This window comes from Pseudomonas sp. B21-059 (genome assembly GCF_026016285.1).
In the GTDB taxonomy this organism is placed as follows: Bacteria; Pseudomonadota; Gammaproteobacteria; order Pseudomonadales; family Pseudomonadaceae; genus Aquipseudomonas; species Aquipseudomonas danubii.
This window is the reverse complement of the sequence record NZ_CP087201.1, coordinates 1,569,157-1,590,165: the sequence shown is the minus strand read 5'-3', so window position 1 is coordinate 1,590,165 and position 21,009 is coordinate 1,569,157. Positions and strand designations below refer to the sequence as shown.

Here is a 21,009-nt window from a genome sequence, read left to right as displayed (position 1 = left end):
CCGACTCCCCCTTTCCTGCAACACCCTAGAGAACTGAAATGACTGAGCTGGCGCAAAAGGTCCAACAGGATTTGGTGGAGGCCATCGACAACGATGACCTGGTTCTGCCAACCCTACCGGAGGTGGCCATGCAGATTCGCCGGGCCGCCGAAGACCCGGAAATCAGCGTCAGCACCCTGAGCAAAGTGATAGGCCGCGACACCGCGTTGTCGGCGCGACTGATCAAGGTGGTCAACAGCCCCCTGTTGCGGGCGGCACAGGAAGTCACCGACCTGCATACCGCCATCACCCGCCTGGGCGTCAACTACAGCAGCAACCTGGCCATCGGCCTGGTGATGGAGCAGATCTTCAATGCCCGCTCCGAGGTGGTTGCACAGAAAATGCACGATGTGTGGCGCCGCAGCCTGGAAGTGGCCGGGGTCAGCTATGCCCTGTGCCGCCGCTACTCCCAGCTCAAGCCCGACCAGGCAGCCCTTGGCGGACTGGTACACCAGATCGGCGTGCTGCCGATCCTGACCTACGCCGAAGACCACTACGAACTGCTTTCCGACCCGGTCAGCCTCAATCACGTGATCGAACGCATTCACCCGTTGCTGGGGGACAAGCTGCTTCGGGTCTGGGAGTTCCCCGAGCAACTGGTGGAGATCCCCGGGCACTACCTGGAATTCAACCGCCAGACCAGCGGGATCGACTACGTCGATCTGGTCCAGGTGGCGACCCTGTACTGCCACAAAGACACAGATCACTCCCTCTCGCGCATTGACGCCTTCAGCGTGCCGGCGTTCAAGAAGCTGGGGATCGACCCGGAAAACCAGGCCATGTGCAACGAGCTGCAAGAATCCCGCTCAATGCTCTACTGATCCTAACCCCGCGATAAAACTCACCCGCACCTTGAGCCCCGAAGGCTGGCCATCGTGCAGGCTGATCTGTGCCAGATGGGCGCGACAGATTTCCCCCACGATTGCCAGCCCCAACCCCGAACCGGCCACCTGCTGATTACGCCGGTAAAAACGTTCGAAGACCCGGTCGCGATCCTCCAGGGGAATACCCGGCCCGTCGTCCTCCACCTCCAGCACCCCCGGCGCCGATACCCGCAACACCACATTGCCGCCCGACGGCGTGTGGGCCAGGGCGTTGTCCACCAGGTTGCTCAGCAGTTCATTGAGCAGGGTTGGCTCGCCCTTGAGCCACACCGGCTCGTCGGCTTCCAGGGCCAAGGCCACCCCCCTGGCATGGGCCAGAGGCGCCATGGCCATGCCCAGTTCCCGAGCCAACTGGCTGAGATCGAGCAACTGTGCGCCCCCCTCGGCGATCGCCCGGGCGCCATTTTCCACCCGGGCCAGGGACAGCAACTGATTGGCCAGGTGGGTCAAGCGATCGGTGCCCTGAGCCGCGCTTTCCAAGGTCGTGCGCCAAGTGTCCGGCTCGCTGGAACGCAGCCCCAGCTCCAGACGGGCCTTGAGTGCTGCCAGCGGTGTTCGCAACTCATGGGCGGCCTCGGCAATAAACTGTGCCTGGCGCTCGAACTGCCCCCGCAGGCGTTCGGTGAAATGGTTCAAGGCCCGCACCAAGGGCCACAACTCACGCTGTACCGAAACCAGCGGCAGCGGCCGCAAGTCATCGGGCTGGCGCTCCTCCACCGCACCGCGCAAACGTTCCAGCGGACGCAAGGCGGCACTCACCGCAAACCACACCAACAGCAACGCCCCCATGGCCAGCATTCCCAGGCGCAGCAAGGTGTCGGCCATCAAGCTACGGGCCATGGCGACCCGCGCCTCGTCGGTCTCCGCCACGCGAATTTCCGCCATGCCGTTCATGTTCGGCTCGCTGACCGCCTTGAGCAGGCTCACCACCCGCACGTTCTGGCCCTGATAGGTGGCATCGTAGAAACGCGCCAGGGCCGGATAGTCATCGGTACGCGGAGTACCCGGCGGCGGACCAGGCAGGTTTTCGTAACCGGAGATCAGTTGCTGGTGAATATCGTTGACCTGGTAATAGATGCGCCCGGCACTGTCGTAGGCAAAGGTGTCCAGGGCCACATAGGGCACATTGGCGCTGAGGCTGCCGTCACGCTGGGACAACCCGGCGGCAATGGTCCGCGCCGAGGCCAGCAGGGTACGGTCGTAGGCGGTGTCGGCGGCCTCACGGCCGTTCCAGTAGGCACTCAAGCCGCTGGCCAGCATCAGCACCACCAGCAGCAGCGCCAGGTTCCACAGCAACCGCCAGCGCAGGCTGCTGGGCCTATGCATCGCGGCTTTCCAACAGATAACCCAAGCCGCGGAACGTCACGATGGCCACTGCATGGCCATCGAGCTTCTTGCGCAGGCGGTGGACGTAAATCTCGATGGCATCCGGGCTGGCCTCCTCATCCAGGCCGAACACCTGGGAGGCCAGTTGCTCCTTGCTCATCACCCGGCCGGGACGGGCAATCAATGCCTCGAGCACGGCCTGCTCGCGTGACGTCAGGGTCAGCAGTTCTTCGCCCAGGGTGAAGCGCCGGGTATCCAGGTCATAGGCCAGCACTCCGCAACGCTGCTGGCGCTCTCCCCCCAGCACGCTACGGCGCAACAGCGCCTTGACCCGGGCTTCGAGCTCGGTCAGTTCGAACGGCTTGGCCAGGTAATCGTCGGCCCCCAGGTTCAGACCGTGGACCCGATCCTTGACGTCGCTGCGGGCAGTGAGCATCAGCACCGGCAGGTTCTTGCCCCGGGCCCGCAGGCGCGCCAGCACCTCGAAACCGTCCAGGCGCGGCAGGCCGACATCGAGGATCGCCATGGCGTATTCCTCACTGCCCAGAGCCAGGTCGGCGGCCACGCCATCGTGCAGCACATCCACGGTCAGGCCGGTGCTCTTGAGCGCCTGGGCGACACTCTCGGCCAGTTGCAGATGGTCTTCGACGAGCAGGACTCGCATGTTTTCTTACCTCGTTCCGGGGGGATCGACGCCGCTCTTTGGCGCGGAGTGTACCGCTGCATTCGCCGCTGTGAAGCCCGAAAACCGTGAAAGTACGTTGAAAGGTTAGCGAAAGGTTGGCCCTTTAGAGTCCGGCTACGGACAGTCTCGACTGCCCTGGCCCCGATGGCCGCTGATACGCAAAACGCCTCGAAGCGTTTTCGTCAAAATAAGAACAATAACGGAGTACCCCTGGATGCCGTCCACGCGCCCTCACGCCGTCACACCTGTATTTTTTTCCCGTCTGACCCCGACTGCCCTGGCCAGCGCCGCGGCCCTCGCCGGTGTCGCGCCCTTAAGCCAGGCCGCCTTCTTCGAAGACAGCAGCGCCACCTTCGAAACCCGCAACATGTATTTCAATCGCGACTTTCGCGACGGCACCAGCGCCCAGCAATCCAAGCGCGATGAATGGGCCCAGGGTTTCATGCTCAACCTGCAGTCGGGCTACACCGAAGGCACCTTGGGTTTCGGCCTGGACGCCCTGGGCATGCTCGGGGTCAAGCTCGACTCCAGCCCCGACCGCACCGGCACCGGCCTGCTGCCGACCCACGATGACGGACGCGCCGCCGACCAGTACTCCAAGCTCGGCCTGACCGGCAAAGTGAAGATCTCCGCCACCGAACTGAAAATCGGCAGCCTGATCCCCGAGCTACCGATCCTCAAGCCCAACGACGGGCGCATCCTGCCGCAGACCTTCGAAGGCGGCCTGCTGACCTCCAAGGAAATCAAGAACCTGACCTTCACCGGCGGGCGCCTGGACAAGGCCAAGGACCGCGACGACAGCAACTACGAGGACATCCGCCTCAACAACAAGAACAGCCGCTTCGCCGGCACCGTGGCCGGCAAGCACTTCAATTTCGGCGGCCTGGACTACAAGTTCACCGACAAGATCACCGGCAGCTACCACTTCGCCCAACTGGACGATGTCTACAACCAGCACTTCCTCGGCCTGGTAGCGTCCCAGCCCATGGGACCGGGCACCTTCGGCGCCGACCTGCGCCTGGCCATCAGCGACGACCAGGGCCAGGCCCGGGGCGGCAAGATCGACAACAAATCCCTCAACGGCCTGGTGAGCTATGCCCTGAACGGACATAAACTCAGCGCCGGCTACCAGCACATGTCCGGCGACAGCGCCTTCCCCTATGTCGATGGCAGCGACCCGTACCTGGTGAACTTCGTGCAGATCAACGACTTCGCCGGGGCCGAGGAACGCTCCTGGCAGGCCCGCTATGACTACGACTTCGCCAAGCTGGGGATTCCCGGCCTGAGCTTCATGACCCGCTACCTCAGCGGCGACAACATCGCCCTGAAAAACGGCGACACCGGCAAAGAGTGGGAACGCAACACCGAGGTCAAATACGTGGTGCAAAGCGGCACCTTCAAGGACGTCGCCGTGCGCCTGCGCAACGCCACCTACCGTTCCAACTATTCGGCACGCGATGCCGATGAAGTACGCCTGCTGGTGAGCTACAGCGTGGCCCTGTGGTAAGCCACCCGTATCTCGCTGCGTCGTAGGCGCCGGCAAGCCGGCTCCTGCGGAAAAAGGGTCGGGGATGACCCGGACATACCGATAACAACAACTCCTGTGGAGACGTTCATGGACCTTTCACTGCGCAAACTAGCCCTCGCCGCCGGCTGCATGCTGTTCGCCGGCCAACTGCTGGCCGCGACCGCCGAGCCCAAGCGCCCGGAATGCATCGCCCCGGCCTCCCCCGGCGGCGGTTTCGACCTGACCTGCAAGCTGGTGCAAAGCGCCCTGGTCAACGAAAAACTCCTCACCAAGCCGATGCGCGTCACCTACATGCCTGGCGGTGTCGGTGCCGTGGCCTACAACGCCGTGGTGGCCCAGCGTCCCGCCGACGCCGGAACCCTGGTGGCCTGGTCCAGCGGCTCGCTGCTGAACCTGGCCCAGGGCAAGTTCGGCCGTTTCGATGAAAGCGCGGTGCGCTGGCTGGCAGCGGTCGGCACCAGCTACGGCGCTATCGCGGTGAAAAGCGACTCGCCCTACAAGACCCTCGACGATCTGGTCCAGGCTCTTAAGAAAGATCCAAGCAAAGTGGTGATAGGTTCCGGCGGCACCGTGGGCAGCCAGGACTGGATGCAGACCGCACTGATCGCCAAGGCCGCCGGGATCAACCCCCGGGACCTGCGCTACGTCGCCCTGGAAGGCGGTGGTGAAATCGCCACCGCCCTGCTGGGCGGACACATCCAGGTGGGCAGCACCGACATCTCCGACTCCATGCCCCATATCCAGGCCGGCGACATGCGCCTGCTGGCGGTGTTCTCCGAACAGCGTCTGGACGAACCGGAAATGAAAGACATCCCCACCGCCAAGGAGCAGGGCTACGACATCGTCTGGCCGGTGGTACGCGGTTTCTACCTCGGGCCGAAAGTCACCGACGAGGAATACGCCTGGTGGAAAAACGCCTTCGACCAGCTCCTGGCCTCCGAAGAGTTCGCCAAGCTGCGTGACCAGCGCGAGCTGTTCCCCTTCGCCCTGACCGGCCCCGAGTTGGACACCTATGTGAAGAAACAGGTGGCCGACTACAAGACCCTGGCCAAAGAGTTCGGCCTGATCCAGTGACCGTCCCTTGCTGAAGGCGCGACCCTCGCGCATCGAGGGCCGCGCCCAGGAGTTAGCCATGCTCGTTCAACGTCTCTTCGCTGCGGTGTTGCTGCTGGCCTGTGCCGGCCTGGCACTGATGGCCTGGCCGTATCAGGCGGCCTTTTCCTATGAACCCGTGGGCCCGCGGGCCTTCCCTTTGCTGATGCTCGGTCTGATGGGGCTGGCCCTGCTGTACATGCTGTTTCGCCCGACACCCATCAAGCACAGCGAAGATGAACCGCCCCTGGACCGGCAAACCCTGACCAAGATCACGATCTGCGTGACCTTGCTGCTGGTGTTCGCCGGAACCTTCGAACCCCTGGGTTTCATCGTCGCCAGTGTCCTCATCGGCGTACCCATGGCACGGCTCTACGGCGGCCGCTGGCTGCCTAGCCTGGTGATCATCAGCCTGCTCAGTGTCGGCCTCTACTGGTTGTTCGACCGGGTCATGGACGTACCACTGCCCCTCGGCCTGCTCGACGTTCTGGAGAATTGATATGGATACCCTCAGTTATCTGGGCCAGGGCTTCGGCGTTGCGCTGACCCCTTACAACCTGGTCACCGCCCTGTCCGGCACCCTGATCGGCACCGTGGTCGGCCTGCTCCCGGGCCTGGGCCCGATCAATGGCGTGGCGCTGTTGATCCCCATTGCCTTCGCCCTGGGCCTGCCACCGGAATCGGCGCTGATCCTGTTGGCGGCGGTGTACCTGGGTTGCGAATACGGCGGCCGCATCAGTTCGATCCTGCTGAACATTCCGGGCGAAGCCTCCACCGTGATGACCACCCTGGACGGTTACCCCATGGCCCGCAAAGGCCTGGCGGGCGTGGCCCTGTCACTCTCGGCCTGGAGCTCGTTCATCGGCGCCTTCATCGCCACCTGCGGCATGGTGCTGTTCGCCCCGCTGCTGGCCAAGTGGGCGATCGCCTTCGGCCCGGCGGAATACTTCGTACTGATGGTGTTCGCCATCGTCTGCCTGGGCGGCATGGCCGGCGATCGGCCGCTGAAGACCTTCATTGCGGCGCTGATCGGCCTGTTCCTGTCGGCGGTGGGCATTGACGCCAACAGCGGTGTGTACCGCTTCACCGGGGACAACATTCACCTCACCGACGGCATCCAGTTCGTGGTGCTGGTGCTGGGCCTGTTCTCCATCAGCGAGATTCTGTTGCTGCTGGAGAAGACCCATCGCGGCCAGGAAGCGGTGAAAGCCACCGGACGCATGATGTTCAACTTCAAGGAAGCGGCCTCGGTGTTCGTGGTGAACATCCGCTGTGGCCTGCTGGGCTTCATCATGGGCGTTCTGCCCGGTGCCGGCGCGACCCTGGCCAGCGCCGTGGCCTACATGACCGAGAAACGCATCGCCGGCGCCAGCGGCACCTTCGGCGAAGGCGACAAGCGCGGCCTGGCCGCGCCGGAAACCGCCATCGGCGCCTCGGCCTGCGGCGCCCTGGTGCCGATGCTGACCCTCGGCGTTCCCGGCTCCGGCACCACGGCGGTGATGATCGGCGCCCTGTCGCTGTACAACATCACGCCCGGCCCACTGCTGTTTCAGCAGCAGCCGGACATTGTCTGGGGCCTGATCGCCTCGCTGTTCGTCGCCAACATCATGCTGGTGATCCTCAACATCCCAATGATCCGCCTCTTCACCCGCATCCTCGCCGTGCCGAACTGGGCCCTGGTGCCGGTGATCGCGATCATTACCGGGATTGGCGTCTACGCAGTGCACGCCACCACCTTCGACCTGTTCCTGATGGTGGGCATCGGCATCTTCGGCTACATCCTGCGCAAGCTGGACTTCCCGTTGTCGCCGGTATTGCTGGGTTTCATCCTCGGCGGCTTGATGGAGCAGAACCTGCGCCGGGCGCTGTCGATCTCCAATGGCGCGATGGAGATCCTCTGGTCGAGCCCGATCACGGTCGGGGTCTGGGTGTTGACCCTCCTCATGCTGTTCATGCCGCTGCTGCGCATCTGGCGCAAGCGCTCGGCCCAGCAACGTGCCGTGGCCGATGTCTGAAGCCCGCTTCAGACAATGGTGGGGCACGCCCCTGGTGGGCCTGGCTGGCGGTTATCTCGCCAGCCAGATCGGCTGGCCGTTGCCCTGGATGGTCGGCTCGTTGCTGGCGATCATCCTGGTGCGCTGCCTGACGCCCTGGCAATTGGCGGAAATCCCCGGCGGCCGCAAATGCGGGCAATGGGTGGTCGGCATCGGCATTGGCCTGCACTTCACGCCGCAGGTGATGGAACAGGTCATGAGCCACTTTGGCCTGATCTTCTTCGGCGCCCTGGTCACCAGCCTGTCCAGCGTGGTCGGGGTGTGGTTGCTGCGGCGCACCGGAGAAGACCGGGCCACCGCGTTTTTCTCCAGCATGCCCGGCGGCTCCGGGGAGATGGTCAATCTCGGCGCGCGCAATGGCGCGGTGCTCAGCCGCGTGGCGGCTGGGCAGAGCCTGCGGGTGCTGGCCGTGGTGCTCTGTGTTCCGGCGGCCTTCAAATATCTGCTGGGGGAAGGCACCCCCGCCCTGCATGCCACCAGCGTGGACTGGCAGTGGCTGGCCCTGCTGTTTCCCGCGGGCGCGCTGCTGGCCTGGATCTGGCAGCGTCTGCACCAACCCAACCCCTGGCTGTTCGGCCCCTTGCTGCTCAGCGCTACGGTGAGCATCGCCTGGGACCTGCACATCGGCCTGCCCGAGGGCGGCAGTCAGGTGGGCCAATGGCTGATCGGCAGCGGCCTGGGCTGTCACTTCAATCGGCAGTTCTTCCGCCGAGCGCCGTCGTTCATGGGGCGGACCTTGATCGGCACCGCCCTGAGCATGCTGATCGCCGGCCTTGCGGCCCTGGGCCTGAGTGTGTTGACCCACTTGGATCTACGTTCGCTGACATTGGGCATGATGCCCGGCGGTATCGCGGAAATGAGCCTGACGGCCGAGACCCTGCAACTGTCGGTGCCACTGGTGACCGCGATGCAGGTGATGAGGTTGTTGTTCGTGCTGTTTCTCGCCGAGCCCCTGTTCCGCCACTGGAACAAAGGCTCCCTGTAGCCGCTGCCGCGGGGGGCGACAAGGTCCACAGCCTTCCCGCCGCGGCCCTACGGGCCGTTCGCAGCCTGCGGCAGCGGCTACAGATATGCCTTGGTTCAAGTCGCAGGTGGTTTTACCACCAAGCAGCCCCCCATCGAGCAATAGTTACAACGGCGGCAGGCGCCACTCGATGGGCGTCTCGCCATTCTGCTCAAGGTATTTGTTGGTGCGGCTGAAATGCCCGCAACCGAGGAAGCCGCGGTAGGCCGACAGCGGTGAAGGATGCACCGAGGTCAGTACCAGATGCTTGGTGGCGTCGATCAGTTTCTGCTTGCTCTGGGCGTGGGCACCCCACAACAGGAACACCAGGTGCGGCTGGTGCTCGCTGACCACTTCGATGATCCGATCGGTAAAGAACTGCCAGCCCTTGCCTGCATGGGATGCCGCGTTGGCCCGCTCCACGGTCATGGTGGTGTTGAGCATCAGCACGCCCTGGTCGGCCCAGCTTTGCAGGTAGCCGTGGTTGGGAATGTCGATGTTGAGGTCACGCTTGAGCTCTTTATAGATGTTCACCAGCGAGGGCGGCGCTGGCACCCCGGGCTGTACCGAGAAGCACAAGCCATGGGCCTGGCCCGGTCCGTGGTACGGGTCCTGGCCGAGGATCACCACCTTGACCTTGTCCAGCGGCGTTGAGTTCAAGGCATTGAAGATCATCGGACCCGGCGGATAGATTTCCTTGCCGGCGGCATGTTCCTGGCGCAGGAATTCGCGAAGTTCGCTCATGTAGGGCTGCTCGAATTCGGCACGCAGCGCCTCCTTCCAGCTCGGTTCGAGTTTGATACGATCGTCAGCAGTCATGGCCATGCCCGTGAAAAAAACAATGGCCGCACCCTAGGAAAGCCGACTTCGCTTGTCAATTGATCTGACACGGAACCTGCACTTTCCCTACCAGCGATCATACTGAGCGCTTCTATTTCCCCTCGAGGTCACGATGAACCTGCACGTCGAAGAACTCACCGGCACCGATGGCGCACGCATCGCCATTGCCACCCTGGACGCGGAAAAATCCCTGAATGCCCTGTCGCTGCCCATGATCCAGCAGTTGAGCGAGCGTCTCGATGCTTGGGCCAAGGACCCGCAAGTGGTCTGTGTGCTGCTGCGGGGTAACGGCGCCAAGGCCTTCTGTGCCGGCGGCGAGGTACGCAGCCTGGCCCAGGCTTGCCTCGATCACCCCGGCGAAGTACCGGCCTTGGCCGGGCATTTCTTTGCCGCGGAATACCGTCTCGACTATCGCTTGCACACCTATCCCAAACCCTTGATCTGCTGGGGCCACGGTTATGTGCTGGGCGGTGGCATGGGCCTGCTGCAAGGTGCCGGGATTCGTATCGTCACCCCCAGCAGTCGCCTGGCAATGCCGGAAATCAGCATCGGCCTGTATCCCGACGTCGGCGCCAGCTGGTTCCTCTCGCGGATGCCCGGCAAGCTCGGCTTGTTCCTGGGGTTGACCGGTGCCCACATGAATGGCCGCGATGCCCTGGACCTGAACCTCGCCGACCGCTTCCTGCTGGACGAACAACAGGAAGCACTGATCGAGGGGCTGTTGCAGTTGAACTGGCAGGAACAGACGCCAAGGCAACTCAACAGCTTGCTCAAGGCCTTGCAGCAGGAAGCATCGGCTCAACTGCCCGAAGCCCAATGGCTGCCGCGTCGGCAGCAGATCGACGCCTGGCTGGACGTCAGTGACGTGGCCTGTGCCTGGCGTGCCATCAGCCAGTTGCAGAACCACAGCGATGCCCTCTACAGCCGAGCGGCCAAGACGCTGGTCGAGGGCTGCCCGCTGACCGCGCACCTGGTATGGGAGCAGATCCACCGTGCTCGCTACCTGTCCCTGGCCGAGGTATTCCAGATGGAATACACCCTGAGCCTGAACTGCTGCCGGCACCCGGAATTCGCCGAAGGGGTGCGTGCCCGCCTGATCGACAAGGATCATCAGCCCCATTGGCATTGGTCGGATATCAACAGCGTGCCCGAGGCGGTGGTGCAAGCGCATTTCCACAAGGCCTGGGAAGGCCGTCATCCCCTGGCGGACCTGACGGATTACTAAAAAGCCTGCAGCCGCCGACAGCGGCTACAGGCTTTTGGCCCACTCGGGATCAATGGCCGCGACCGCCTCGCCCATGGTCGCCCCGGTCACGATCGCCTCGGCCACGATCACCACGTCCGCCGTGACCGCCCCATTCCCGATGGCCACCATTGTTGCCCCAATTGTTGTTGCCCCAGTTGCTGTGGCGATCGTGCCCGCCCCAGCCCTGGTTCGGATACGGCCGGTACACCGCCCGGGGTGGCTGGTAGTAGCGCGGAGCCGGTTGGTAGTAACGCGGAGCCGACTGGTAATAACGGGGTGCCGGCTGGTAGTAACGCGGTGCGTAGTAACTGCGGCCAGTGGAGTAATAGGAAGAACCACCACCGTAGTAATAGGCCGGCGTGGGAGAACTGTAGACTTCGGAGCTGTAATAGCTTGAACCTCCACCGTAATAAGGGACGCACGCGCTAAGACTCAAACCCAGTAATGCAACAAGCAGAAGTCGACGATACATGGCGGCCTCCTGGACCGCGAAGAAGCCACACCAGCGACGCTGGCAGGCGGCAGTCGACAACAGGTCGACTGACGAAATATCTGACCGCGAAAACCCCTTCTGGTGCGATTTTGGCAACACGTTGATACAAGTCCTTCGACCGCCGGTAACCGCCCTGTCAGGACGACTCGGGGCCGCATTTCCGGCGCCGGAAAAACACCATGCCGTGTGTCGATTCCGAGACAACTCAGTGCGCTGATGAACGAGTTATTTCCGCGCCGTGCCACTAGAATGCGTCATCGGGCCACTATCACGGAATTGCCATGCCGCTTCGTTCTCCCTTGTATTCGCAGCGTTCGCTGGTACTGGTCCTGATCACCTTGCTGGGCAGCGGCTTCCTCGCCACTTCCCTGCTCAGCTACTACGCCTCCCGGGACTCGATCCGCGACAACATCGTCAACACCGAGCTGCCCCTGACCTCCGACACCGTGTACTCGGAAATCCAGAAGGACCTGGTACGGCCGGTCCTGATCTCCTCGATGATGGCCCGCGACACCTTCATGCGTGACTGGGTGGTGGCCGGCGAACGCGACCCTACCCAGATGACCCGTTACCTCAACGAGGTCATGACCCACTATGGCGCCTACACCGCGTTCTTCGTCTCCAACACCAGCCTCACCTACTACCAGGCCAAGGGCGTGCTGAAGCAGGTCAAGGTCGATGAGCCCCGGGACGCCTGGTACTTTCGTGTACGCGATATGGCCACGCCCTATGAAATCAACGTCGACCCGGACCTGGCCAACCAGGACAAACTGACCTTCTTCATCAACTACAAGGTCTACGACTATCAGGAGCGCTTCATCGGTGCGGCCGGAGTGGGCTTGACGGTGGACGCGGTGATCAAGCTGATCGACAAGTACCAGCAGCGCTACCAGCGCAGTGTGTACTTCGTCGACACCTTCGGCCGCATCGTCCTCACCGGCGCCGACGGTGGGCCCCAGGGCGCCCGCAGCGGCCAGTCCCTGCATGACCTGGACAGCCTCAAGGAGCTGATGACCCAACTGCCCAAGCCCCACAGCGGCAGCTACGAATACTCGACCCAGGGCCAGGGGCATTTTCTCAATGTGCGATTCATTCCCGAACTGAACTGGTACCTGTTCGTCGACAAGCGCGAAGACGGCGCCCTCAACAGCATCCGTCAGTCGCTGTACCTGAACCTGCTGATCTGCCTGGTGGTCACCAGCATCGTGCTGATCCTGCTCAGCGGCGTGGTGCGTCGCTACCGGCGCAAGATTGAGGCCCAGGCCACCCTCGACAGCCTCACCCGCCTGCCCAATCGTCGCGGCTTCGATCTGCTGGCAGCCCAGGCTCTGCAGGAAGCGCGGCGGGACATGACGCCACTGTGCGCCCTGCTGCTGGACCTGGATCACTTCAAGCGCCTCAACGACACCTACGGCCATCTGGCCGGGGACCTGGTGCTCAGCGGTTTTGCCCGTGACCTGCAGGACTGCCTGCGCCAGTCCGACATCGTCTGCCGCTGGGGCGGCGAGGAGTTCATTGTCCTGCTCAAGGACACCCAGAGCAGCGCCGCCCTGGTCATTGCCGAGAAGATCCGCCAGCAGACCGAACAACAGCGCTACTACTATGAAGGGCAGCCTCTGCAACTGACCGTCAGTATCGGCTTGACCGCTCTGCAATCGGCAGACACCCTGCACAGCCTGCTGTCCCGTGCCGACCATGCGATGTACCGCGCCAAGCAGAGCGGACGCAATCGAACCTGTGTGGAAATGCCCCACTCCAGCCATGAATGAACCTGACCTTTGCCCGGCCTGCGGTGCCCGCAACAACTGCACCCTGGCCGACCCGCGTACTGCGGACCATGCCTGCTGGTGCTACACCGTGAGCATCGACCCGGCAATCATCGAAGCCTTGCCGCCAGAGCTGCGCGACCGCTCCTGCCTGTGTCCCCGTTGTGCCGGGGTCGAAGCGCAGTTGCGCGCCGGCGCCCTGCCACGCTCCTGAACCTCCTCACCTTGCCCCCAACCGCCGATCACCATGCGCATTGACCGTTTCCTCAGCAACCTGCCTCGCTTCAACCGTCAGCAGGTGCGCCTGCTGCTGGTGCAACGCCGCATCCGCATCGACGGGCAGCCGGTAAGCGACCCCAAGGCCGAGGTCCGTGAGTTCAGTCGCGTGGAACTGGATGAGGAAGTGCTCCAGGTCGGCAAGCCGGCGCGTTATTTCATGCTGCACAAGCCCATGGGCTGTGTCAGCGCCACCCGCGACCCGGAGCACAGGACCGTGCTGGAGCTGATCCACGAGCCGGATCCCCAGGACCTGCACATCGCCGGGCGCCTGGATTACAACACCACCGGGCTGATGCTGATCACCAACGACGGCAGCTGGTCGCGACGCTTGACCCAGCCGCAGACCAAGCTACCCAAGCTCTACTACGTGGAAACCGAGCAGGAGATTGGCCCCGAGTACATCGAGACCTTCGCCCAGGGTCTGTATTTCGCCTTCGAGGACCTCACCACCCTGCCTGCGCAATTGCAGATCCTCGGCCCCCATAGCGCCAGGCTGAGCATCGTCGAGGGGCGCTATCACCAGGTCAAACGGATGTTCGGCCACTTCAACAACAAGGTGGTGCGCCTGCACCGCGAACGCATGGGACCACTGGTACTGGATGAATGCCTTGCCCCAGGCCAATACCGCCCCCTCAGCGCAGACGAAATCCGCCTGATCTGACGCCGCGTCCCACTGAATGACCGCTGGGCAGAAGCTGTCGAACAATTTGTCCAACGCACTTGCAGGTTCCCGGTTGCCCTGCTTGAATCAGTCCGTCGGCCGAAATGTGACCGATGAGTCACCAACAGACATCTAAGAAACCTTTTGCCGGCCTGAGCCCTGCCTGCTCTGCATTCAACCCGGTAAATCGCCCGCCTATAACAATACCCGTCGACCTGCATTACCGGATCGACATGGGCTCCGATTCCAGGCGTATGCCTACCTGTCACATTGCCCGTGCACACTCAACGTTGCGCGCATACCCGCTTGCCAGGAGTCTTATGACATGAGGCCAGAAATCGCTGTGCTGGATATACAGGGTCAGTATCGGGTTTACACGGAGTTCTATCGCGCAGATGCCGCAGACAAGACCATCATTCTGGTCAACGGCTCGATGGCCACCACTGCGTCCTTTGCCCAGACCGTGAAGAATCTGTACCCGCAGTTCAACGTGGTGCTCTACGACCAGCCCTACGCGGGCCGGTCCAAGGCCCACAACAAGCACGAACGGATGCTCACCAAGGAAGTGGAAGGGCAGATCCTGCTGGAGTTGATCGAGCACTTCGCCGCCGAGCATGTGCTGTCGTTCTCGTGGGGCGGCGCCGCGGCTTTGCAGGCCTTGTCCCAACGTCCTCGACGTATCGAGAAGGCGGTGATCAGCTCGTTCTCGCCGGTGCTCAACGAACCCATGCGCGACTACCTGGAGCGCGGTGTCGACTACCTCGGCAGCCTCGACCGCCATCGCGTCGGCCACCTGGTCAACGACACCATCGGCAAACACCTGCCATCGCTGTTCAAGCGCTTCAACTATCGCCATGTCAGCAGCCTGGCGGAGCATGAGTACGGGCAGATGCACTTCCACATCAGCCATGTGCTCAACGGTGATCGCCAGTGCTACTTGCGGGCGGCGAAGAACATCCAGGTGCCGGTGCTGTTTCTCAACGGTGAGTGGGACGAGTACACCTCAGCCAACGACGCCAAGCTGTTCGCCGACCATGTACAGCACGCAAGCTTCAGCACCATCCAGGCCACCGGGCACTTTCTCGACATGGAACACAAGGCCGCCTGCCGCGACAGTCGCCAGGCACTCCTGGGCTTCCTCAAGCCAGCCCAGTACGACAACCGCTCGCGTCCACACTATGTTCATGATCAGCATGCACGGGCCATCTGAAACCCCGTCGCCACAGGCCGTCACCCCGCCTTGAAAAACCCTGTTTTTCCTGGCGGGTGAGGCACCTGTGGCGACCTCAACCGACACGCAAGCACAAGTCAGATAAAGAAAAACTTCAAATCCCCGGCCACTTCTGGTACAAAGTCAGCCGTTCGAGCGGGTGTCGTATAATGGCATTACTCCAGCTTCCCAAGCTGATAACGAGGGTTCGATTCCCTTCACCCGCTCCACTTCCCCAATCTGCGGGCTCCCGCAGATATCTGTAGAAGCTTCTCAAGTCGTTGATTCAAACGATTTCCTCTCCTCCCAGCAGCAAACCTAGCGAACCAAGCCCAAGCCTCGTGCAGATCATTGGAGCGCCGCTGTTTCAGCATTGACCTGTGCCAACGGCCTATCAGCCGGGTGCGTGGCACAACTGATCGGGATTGGCCAAAAAAGCGGCATAGCCATCCGCAACGACGCAGGTTCGGCCCGTCTCATGGGACCACAGCACCACGACCGGCTCACCGGCGTCGCCCAGTACCGCGTAATCGAAGCAGTAATAGTCGCCCGTCCCAAATTGAGCGAACGGCAACAGGCTGGAGCAGTCGAGCGCGATGCCGGAGAAAGTGTCTTGCCAAGCCCGCCAGCCTTGCTCGAAATGGCGGACTATCGACTCCCAGGTCTTGCGGGGATCACGCGCATCAAAGACAGGAAACACTTCCAGCCCCCCCAGCGCCTTGCCGTTGTGCTCCAGCAGCCAGTCCACGAATGACCTGGGCAAGGTTCGCCCCAATGCCGTCTCGGCAGCATGAATGGCCTCTATTGTCGTGCCTATCACTCGCGCTTTGCCCAAGGTGCCTCGCTTAGGGTACAGACCCAGGTTCGGGGGATTCGGTTGGCCCTTACAGACGATCACCCAGCGCTATCGGTTGGCTTGGTGTCGATGACGACGCTGATCGTTTGAGGCGTGGCGCACGATAATGCATAACCCACACTGAGTGAAAATCGCCGTGACCGGGTCAGAGGAAAAACCTCAGCCGCGTCTTTTGCATCATCCGCCCGACATCACGGCTGCACACGAACCTCAAGGAAACGCTGCATGACCCAGAATATTTACGACGATCCGACCTTTTTCCAGGGCTACAGCCAGATGGGCCGCTCCCTCGGCGGCCTCGATGCGGCACCGGAATGGCCAGCCCTGCAAGCTCTGCTGCCCACCATGAACGGTCTCAAGGTGGTGGACCTGGGCTGCGGTTATGGCTGGTTCAGCCGCTGGGCCAGCGAACAGGGGGCCCGACAGGTACTGGGCCTGGACGTTTCGCAAAAGATGCTGGCGACCGCCCGCGCCAGCACCTCGGCGCCCAACATCGATTATCAGCGGGCCGATCTGGAACACCTGAGCCTGCCCGCCTGCAGCTTCGACCTGGCCTACAGCTCCCTGGCCCTGCACTACATCAAGGACTTGCGCGGGCTGTTCACCCAGGTCCATGCCGCCCTGGTACCCGGGGCACGCCTGGTGTTCTCCATCGAGCACCCGATCTTCATGGCCCCGCGCAACCCGGGTTGGCAGGTGGATGACCAGGGCCGCAAATCCTGGCCGCTGGACAGCTACCAGCAAGAAGGCGAACGGGTGACCCATTGGCTGGCGGAGGGCGTGATCAAGCAGCACCGGACCCTGGGCACTCTGCTCAATACGCTGATCGACACAGGGTTCAGCATTCGCCATGTCGAGGAGTGGGGACCGAGCGCCCAGCAAGTGCTGGAGCAACCGGCTCTGGAAGAAGAGCGCGAGCGACCGATGATGTTGCTGGTGGCCGCACAGCGCTGAGGCGGCCGCCGTTGCGCGGCCACCTCGGCAGGCTTGTCTTGCATGCTAGACGCCCTGCTGCAACGGAAAACGCCGGGCCCCGCTGTGAGCGAGGAATTTTTCCTGGGCCATGGGCCGGGCCAGGAAATAGCCCTGGGCTTCGTCGCAGCCAAAGGCCCGTAGCATCTGCAGGCATTTGAAACTCTCGATGCCCTCGGCCACGGTGCGATAGCCCAGCTCCCTGGCCAGGGCAATGACCGAACGGGTGATCTTCTGGTGCTGGGCGCTGCTCTCAAGGTCCGTGACCATGGATTTGTCGAGCTTCACCACATTGGCGGGAATCTGATGCAGGTAGGCGAAGTTGCTGTAGCCGGTACCGAAATCATCGATGGCCACGTCCATGCCCAGGCCGCGGATCTTGCTCAACTGATCCAGCACCTTGGGGTTGGAGCGCAGCCAGGCACCTTCAGTGATCTCCACCTCCAGGCGCCGGGGATCGATGCGGTGACGCTGGCAGGCCTCCCTGAGTACATCGGCAATGTCCTGGTCCTCGAAATCCTGGGGGGACAGGTTGATCGACAGGCGCTGTACATCGCTGGAACTCCAACTGTGCAGCCTGTCCAGCACCGCGTTGATCACCCAATGGGTCACCCGGTGGATCAAGGCGTTGCGCTCCATGACCGGAATGAATTCCGCCGGGGAAATCGGTCCCAGCCAAGGGTGATCCCAGCGGATCAGTGCCTCGGCGCTGACCTGGGCACCATCGGGCAGGGCGAAGCGCGGCTGGAACATCAGGTAGATCTGTCCGCTGTCGAGGGCTTCGCTGATGTCCGACGCCAGATTGAAGGCACGTCGATAGGCCTGGTCCCGCACCACGTCATAGGGCGCCCAGGTGCTGCGCTTCAAGGTCGCCAGCTCCAGGGCGAACATGGCTTTGCGCAGCACGTCCGGCACCGCGTCGCGGTCCGTGGAGAACTCCACGGTGCCCGCACATACCCCGGGAATCATCGGCAGTTCAAGGCCCGGCGGCTGGCGTCGCAAACGCCGAACCAGCCCTTCGAGAAAACGTTCGATGCCCGGCGCTGCCGGTAGCAGAAAGCCAAAACGCTTGACCGAGACGTGATACACCCGGACATGCCGCCCCAGGTAGGTGAGCAGTTGCTGGGCCAGGAAGCGCACGATGATTTCAAACGGAGCCATGCCCATGGCCAGGGTCAGCTCGTGAGCCACGGTCATGTCCACCGCATCCACCAGCACCAGCACGCGCTTTTCACCAGGATGCTGTTCCGCCAGGTCGTACAGATCGCTCTGGAATTGCTCCCGATTGGGCAGGCTGCTGACCGGATCGCGACGGGTCTGGCGCTGACGGTGCTCGATCTGCTCCATCACCAGGCACGCCAGGTCCCGCAGTTGCTGGCGCTCGACGGCATTCAAGCGCTGGGGCTGTTTATCGATGACGCACAAACTGCCGATGGCGTGGCCGGTGGATGTGATCAGCGGCGCGCCGGCATAAAAGCCGATGCATGGATCTTCGGTGACCAGGGGATTGGCATGAAAGCGCACATCCCGGCGGGCGTTTTCCACTTCAAACACATCGCCGGACTTGATGGTGTAGGCACAGAACGATTGATCGATGGGGGTCTGCTCGGCGACGAAGCCCACCCGCGACATGAACCACTGGCGATCCCGATCCACCAGGGTGATCAGGGCCGTGGGTACCTTGAAGTACTGCGCCGCCAGACGACAAATACGATCAAAACGCTCACAACGGGCCGTGTCCAGCAGTTCCAGGGCATACAGAGCAGCCAGGCGCTGCTCCTCGACCAACGCCTTATCGGGCATACCGCGCCTCAGGCAGGATCAACACACTCATCAGAAAACCTATCTCAGCAGCGCAGGGGGAAAACACCACCTGGAAACGGGTTGAGCCCAAAATGGTGGCATTACGACATCCATCGACAGCATGACGCAGTGACTAGTGCTTGCCAATTCCATCCGTCGGACGAACGGTATTGCCCGGAACAATACATAGCGACCTTGAAAAGACCGTTCCAGAGCGCTCGCGCCCCATGACAAAGAGACCTTGCCGGCCATTGCGTCCTGCTCGAGCCCCTCTCTGCAAACCCTGGCAGATCGGCAGGCGCGTACCTTGCGAAGACAAAAAAAGCGATCCGCAGATCGCTTTCTTTGCTATTGCATCATCAGGCCAGTTCCAGAGTCCCGACCTTCTTGCCCCCTTGTCACGACCCAGCTCCTGCCGGGCGTCCGAATCTTTTAACAGCCTGCGACTGTCTGCTGGCTGAACCTGCCGGCGGCAAGCGTGACAATTCATGACAGTCCCTTGCCAAGCATGAGCAAAGCCGGAACCATGCGCCGCCCTGCCCATGGATGGAGCCGTACCATGAAAAAACTCGTATTCCTGCTATTCCTCGGCCTGCTGGTGGTGCTCAACGTCGGCTACTACACCGAGCTGGAAGAAGCCGAGACCCACACCCGCTGGTTTATCAAGCAGTCCCCGACGCTGCGCCTGGAGTTCTTCAATATCCACGCCAATGACGGCGACTACCGGCGCGTGGAAAAGCTCACTCCCGAGCACCGGCAGATGATCATCGACTACTGCAAGTACCGTTTGGGCATCGATACCCAGGTCACCACCCAGGCCGACGTGGAACGTTGCGCCAAGCTCTGACCCCTCCCCTCCAGCACGCCAACCCCGGGTCTTTGGTACTCGTCTCATGGCAACCGGGCCAGCCCCCGGCTAGGGTCGCTACAACTCTCCTGCCCCAGGGGAGCCCTGCGCCCGTCCTTGGTCCAGGGGTGCTATGGTGGTCGGCTGCCCTGCGTGCCAGGGCTCATTGGAGGAGTGCGACGCTGAACGCCTGGTCGTGAAGCTTGAGGAGGTCACTGAATAGATATGTGCAACGCCAAAGATATTTATACCGCGGGTTGGATTCTGGTGGTCATGTCCGGTCTGGTGTCCCTGGTGATCCAGGTCTACCTGGGCTATTTCAAGATCGATGACATGGTCAAGTACCTGGCCCGCTGCCGGGTCATCGCCATTCGCATGCCACTGCTGGGCAAAGACCCTCTCAGCCGTCTGTGCATGCTGGTGTGCATCGGCGGGATGTTCGCCATGCCCCACCTCTTTCTGCGCAATGGCGGCATGGATGTACGGGACTACAAGAACTTCCCCCTGGGCCTGAAATGGCTGATCAATCTGTTCCAGCTGTCAGCTCTGGCCGCGGTCATCGCCTTCCTGGTGTTGTGGTGGGTCAGCCGTCACCTTTGACCGGCAACGGTCTTCATTGCGGGGCGCCACGCAACGGCGCCCCGTCTCCCCAGAGCCAGCAGCCCTTCAACCGGTCGCTGTCTGCTGATGAAAATCCTCACGGGTCATTTCGAAAAACCGGCTTGGCAGGCCTTCGAATTCGCCGTCGTGAGTGAAACGAAAACCCAGCTTGCGAGCCACCGCCAACGAGGCGCCATTGTCGATGTGAGCATCAGCGACAATCCGCTCGACCTCCGGGTCGGCAAAGGCGTGCTCGACAATGCGCCTGGCGGCCTCAGAGGCCACCCCCCGGCCCCAGGCCCGCCGCACCAGACGCCAGCCCATCTCCAGTTCCGGGCCCACGGCGTCGAAAGGAATGAACGAGACCCAGCCCAGTAAATCGTCCGGGGCCTCCTTAGCGAAGATCGCCCAATAACCGCATCGCTCACCAAAGTCCTGGGTCATGCGCGACTGCAAGAAATCCCGGTGCCATTGCCCACCGTCCCAGATTCCCGGAGTGAAGCGCGTGACTTCAGGGTCCAGGTCCATGCGCAAGCAGGCCTCGAAGTGTTCGAGCGTGCGTGGGCGCAATATCAAGTTGGGGGTTTCGAAGTGCAGATTCATCCGTGATCTCCTGGGTTGATGGTCGACCATGAAACAGCGGCTGGCGGAAAAAGAAAACAGCCCGCCGCAAGAAAATATGTCGCTCCGCACAGCAAACCCGATCAAGCCCCCTCACTTCGTATACAGCCACGCATACACTTTTCGACACCATTGTTCAGAACTATCTGATTGAATGATAATAATTATCTAATGAGAATCGCTTCCAAATAAAACGGAGGCTCT

At 62.3% G+C, this 21,009-nt stretch carries 21 protein-coding genes and 1 tRNA gene; 15 read left to right on the top strand and 7 right to left on the bottom strand.

Annotation, left to right across the window (positions count from 1 at the left end):
* Positions 1-38 precede the first annotated feature (38 nt).
* Positions 39-860: an HDOD domain-containing protein gene (locus LOY69_RS07215; protein WP_213664874.1), complete on the top strand. Its 822-nt coding sequence runs from the start codon at positions 39-41 to the stop codon at positions 858-860.
* Here LOY69_RS07215 and LOY69_RS07210 read toward each other — a convergent pair.
* Together LOY69_RS07210 and LOY69_RS07205 are read right to left on the bottom strand one after the other, a co-directional pair.
* Positions 846-2,249, bottom strand: a complete 1,404-nt coding sequence (locus LOY69_RS07210; protein WP_102878713.1) for a sensor histidine kinase — start codon at positions 2,247-2,249, stop codon at positions 846-848. The two genes, LOY69_RS07215 and LOY69_RS07210, sit on opposite strands and share 15 nt — an antisense overlap.
* Complete coding sequence (locus tag LOY69_RS07205) at positions 2,242-2,913, bottom strand: response regulator (RefSeq protein ID WP_102861593.1); 672 nt, start codon at positions 2,911-2,913, stop codon at positions 2,242-2,244. The genes LOY69_RS07210 and LOY69_RS07205 overlap by 8 nt, the downstream gene beginning before the upstream one ends.
* 235 nt (positions 2,914-3,148) lie before the next feature.
* Between LOY69_RS07205 and LOY69_RS07200 the strand changes: the two genes are divergently transcribed.
* From LOY69_RS07200 to LOY69_RS07180, 5 genes are all read left to right on the top strand, one after another.
* Complete coding sequence (locus LOY69_RS07200; RefSeq protein WP_265074319.1) at positions 3,149-4,441, top strand: OprD family porin; 1,293 nt, start codon at positions 3,149-3,151, stop codon at positions 4,439-4,441.
* Between the two features lie 108 nt (positions 4,442-4,549).
* Entirely contained in the window at positions 4,550-5,536 is a 987-nt protein-coding gene (locus tag LOY69_RS07195; RefSeq protein ID WP_102878712.1) for a Bug family tripartite tricarboxylate transporter substrate binding protein, read from the top strand.
* 58 nt (positions 5,537-5,594) lie between these two features.
* Positions 5,595-6,053, top strand: coding sequence for a tripartite tricarboxylate transporter TctB family protein (locus tag LOY69_RS07190; RefSeq protein WP_110595067.1), 459 nt, complete (start codon positions 5,595-5,597; stop codon positions 6,051-6,053).
* A 1-nt stretch (position 6,054) separates the two neighbouring features.
* Complete coding sequence (locus LOY69_RS07185; RefSeq protein WP_102861589.1) at positions 6,055-7,569, top strand: tripartite tricarboxylate transporter permease; 1,515 nt, start codon at positions 6,055-6,057, stop codon at positions 7,567-7,569.
* Positions 7,562-8,593, top strand: coding sequence for an AbrB family transcriptional regulator (locus LOY69_RS07180; protein ID WP_265074318.1), 1,032 nt, complete (start codon positions 7,562-7,564; stop codon positions 8,591-8,593). Before LOY69_RS07185 ends, LOY69_RS07180 begins: the two co-directional genes overlap by 8 nt.
* A gap of 144 nt (positions 8,594-8,737) precedes the next feature.
* Here LOY69_RS07180 and ung read toward each other — a convergent pair whose 3' ends face one another.
* A complete protein-coding gene (gene ung / locus LOY69_RS07175; protein WP_102861587.1) occupies positions 8,738-9,430 on the bottom strand; it encodes a uracil-DNA glycosylase in 693 nt (230 codons plus the stop codon).
* 133 nt (positions 9,431-9,563) lie between these two features.
* Between ung and LOY69_RS07170 the strand changes: the two genes are divergently transcribed.
* Positions 9,564-10,676: an enoyl-CoA hydratase/isomerase family protein gene (locus tag LOY69_RS07170; protein ID WP_102878710.1), complete on the top strand. Its 1,113-nt coding sequence runs from the start codon at positions 9,564-9,566 to the stop codon at positions 10,674-10,676.
* A gap of 49 nt (positions 10,677-10,725) precedes the next feature.
* Here LOY69_RS07170 and LOY69_RS07165 read toward each other — a convergent pair whose 3' ends face one another.
* Positions 10,726-11,169 carry a hypothetical protein gene (locus tag LOY69_RS07165; RefSeq protein WP_102878709.1) on the bottom strand — a complete coding sequence of 148 codons (444 nt, stop codon included), beginning with the start codon at positions 11,167-11,169 and terminating at the stop codon, positions 10,726-10,728.
* Between the two features lie 302 nt (positions 11,170-11,471).
* Here LOY69_RS07165 and LOY69_RS07160 point away from each other — a divergent pair, with 302 nt between their 5' ends.
* The 5 genes from LOY69_RS07160 to LOY69_RS07140 all read left to right on the top strand — a co-directional run bounded on the left by LOY69_RS07160 (position 11,472) and on the right by LOY69_RS07140 (position 15,336).
* A complete protein-coding gene (locus LOY69_RS07160) occupies positions 11,472-12,959 on the top strand; it encodes a sensor domain-containing diguanylate cyclase (RefSeq protein WP_110595064.1) in 1,488 nt (495 codons plus the stop codon).
* Complete coding sequence (locus LOY69_RS07155) at positions 12,952-13,170, top strand: cysteine-rich CWC family protein (RefSeq protein ID WP_265074317.1); 219 nt, start codon at positions 12,952-12,954, stop codon at positions 13,168-13,170. Before LOY69_RS07160 ends, LOY69_RS07155 begins: the two co-directional genes overlap by 8 nt.
* Before the next feature lie 33 nt (positions 13,171-13,203).
* A complete protein-coding gene (locus LOY69_RS07150; protein WP_102861582.1) occupies positions 13,204-13,896 on the top strand; it encodes a 16S rRNA pseudouridine(516) synthase in 693 nt (230 codons plus the stop codon).
* A gap of 325 nt (positions 13,897-14,221) precedes the next feature.
* Positions 14,222-15,106, top strand: coding sequence for an alpha/beta fold hydrolase (locus tag LOY69_RS07145; RefSeq protein WP_102861581.1), 885 nt, complete (start codon positions 14,222-14,224; stop codon positions 15,104-15,106).
* Positions 15,107-15,262: 156 nt separating this feature from the next.
* A tRNA-Gly gene (locus tag LOY69_RS07140) sits at positions 15,263-15,336 on the top strand.
* A gap of 164 nt (positions 15,337-15,500) precedes the next feature.
* Here the strand turns inward: LOY69_RS07140 and LOY69_RS07135 are convergent.
* Positions 15,501-15,926, bottom strand: coding sequence for an SMI1/KNR4 family protein (locus tag LOY69_RS07135; RefSeq protein ID WP_253083965.1), 426 nt, complete (start codon positions 15,924-15,926; stop codon positions 15,501-15,503).
* Positions 15,927-16,187: 261 nt separating this feature from the next.
* Between LOY69_RS07135 and LOY69_RS07130 the strand changes: the two genes are divergently transcribed.
* Positions 16,188-16,916: a class I SAM-dependent methyltransferase gene (locus LOY69_RS07130; protein ID WP_102861579.1), complete on the top strand. Its 729-nt coding sequence runs from the start codon at positions 16,188-16,190 to the stop codon at positions 16,914-16,916.
* 45 nt (positions 16,917-16,961) lie between these two features.
* Here the strand turns inward: LOY69_RS07130 and LOY69_RS07125 are convergent, their stop codons facing one another.
* The gene (locus LOY69_RS07125) at positions 16,962-18,737 is read right to left on the bottom strand and encodes a sensor domain-containing phosphodiesterase (RefSeq protein WP_170002674.1); all 1,776 of its coding nucleotides are present in this window, start codon (positions 18,735-18,737) and stop codon (positions 16,962-16,964) included.
* A 559-nt stretch (positions 18,738-19,296) separates the two neighbouring features.
* Between LOY69_RS07125 and LOY69_RS07120 the strand changes: the two genes are divergently transcribed.
* Positions 19,297-19,584: a hypothetical protein gene (locus LOY69_RS07120; RefSeq protein ID WP_102878703.1), complete on the top strand. Its 288-nt coding sequence runs from the start codon at positions 19,297-19,299 to the stop codon at positions 19,582-19,584.
* Positions 19,585-19,809: 225 nt separating this feature from the next.
* Positions 19,810-20,184, top strand: coding sequence for a hypothetical protein (locus LOY69_RS07115; RefSeq protein ID WP_110595061.1), 375 nt, complete (start codon positions 19,810-19,812; stop codon positions 20,182-20,184).
* A 66-nt stretch (positions 20,185-20,250) separates the two neighbouring features.
* Here the strand turns inward: LOY69_RS07115 and LOY69_RS07110 are convergent, their stop codons facing one another.
* On the bottom strand, positions 20,251-20,787 hold the full coding sequence (locus tag LOY69_RS07110; protein ID WP_102878701.1) for a GNAT family N-acetyltransferase: 537 nt from the start codon (positions 20,785-20,787) through the stop codon (positions 20,251-20,253).
* Between the last annotated feature and the right edge of the window lie 222 nt (positions 20,788-21,009).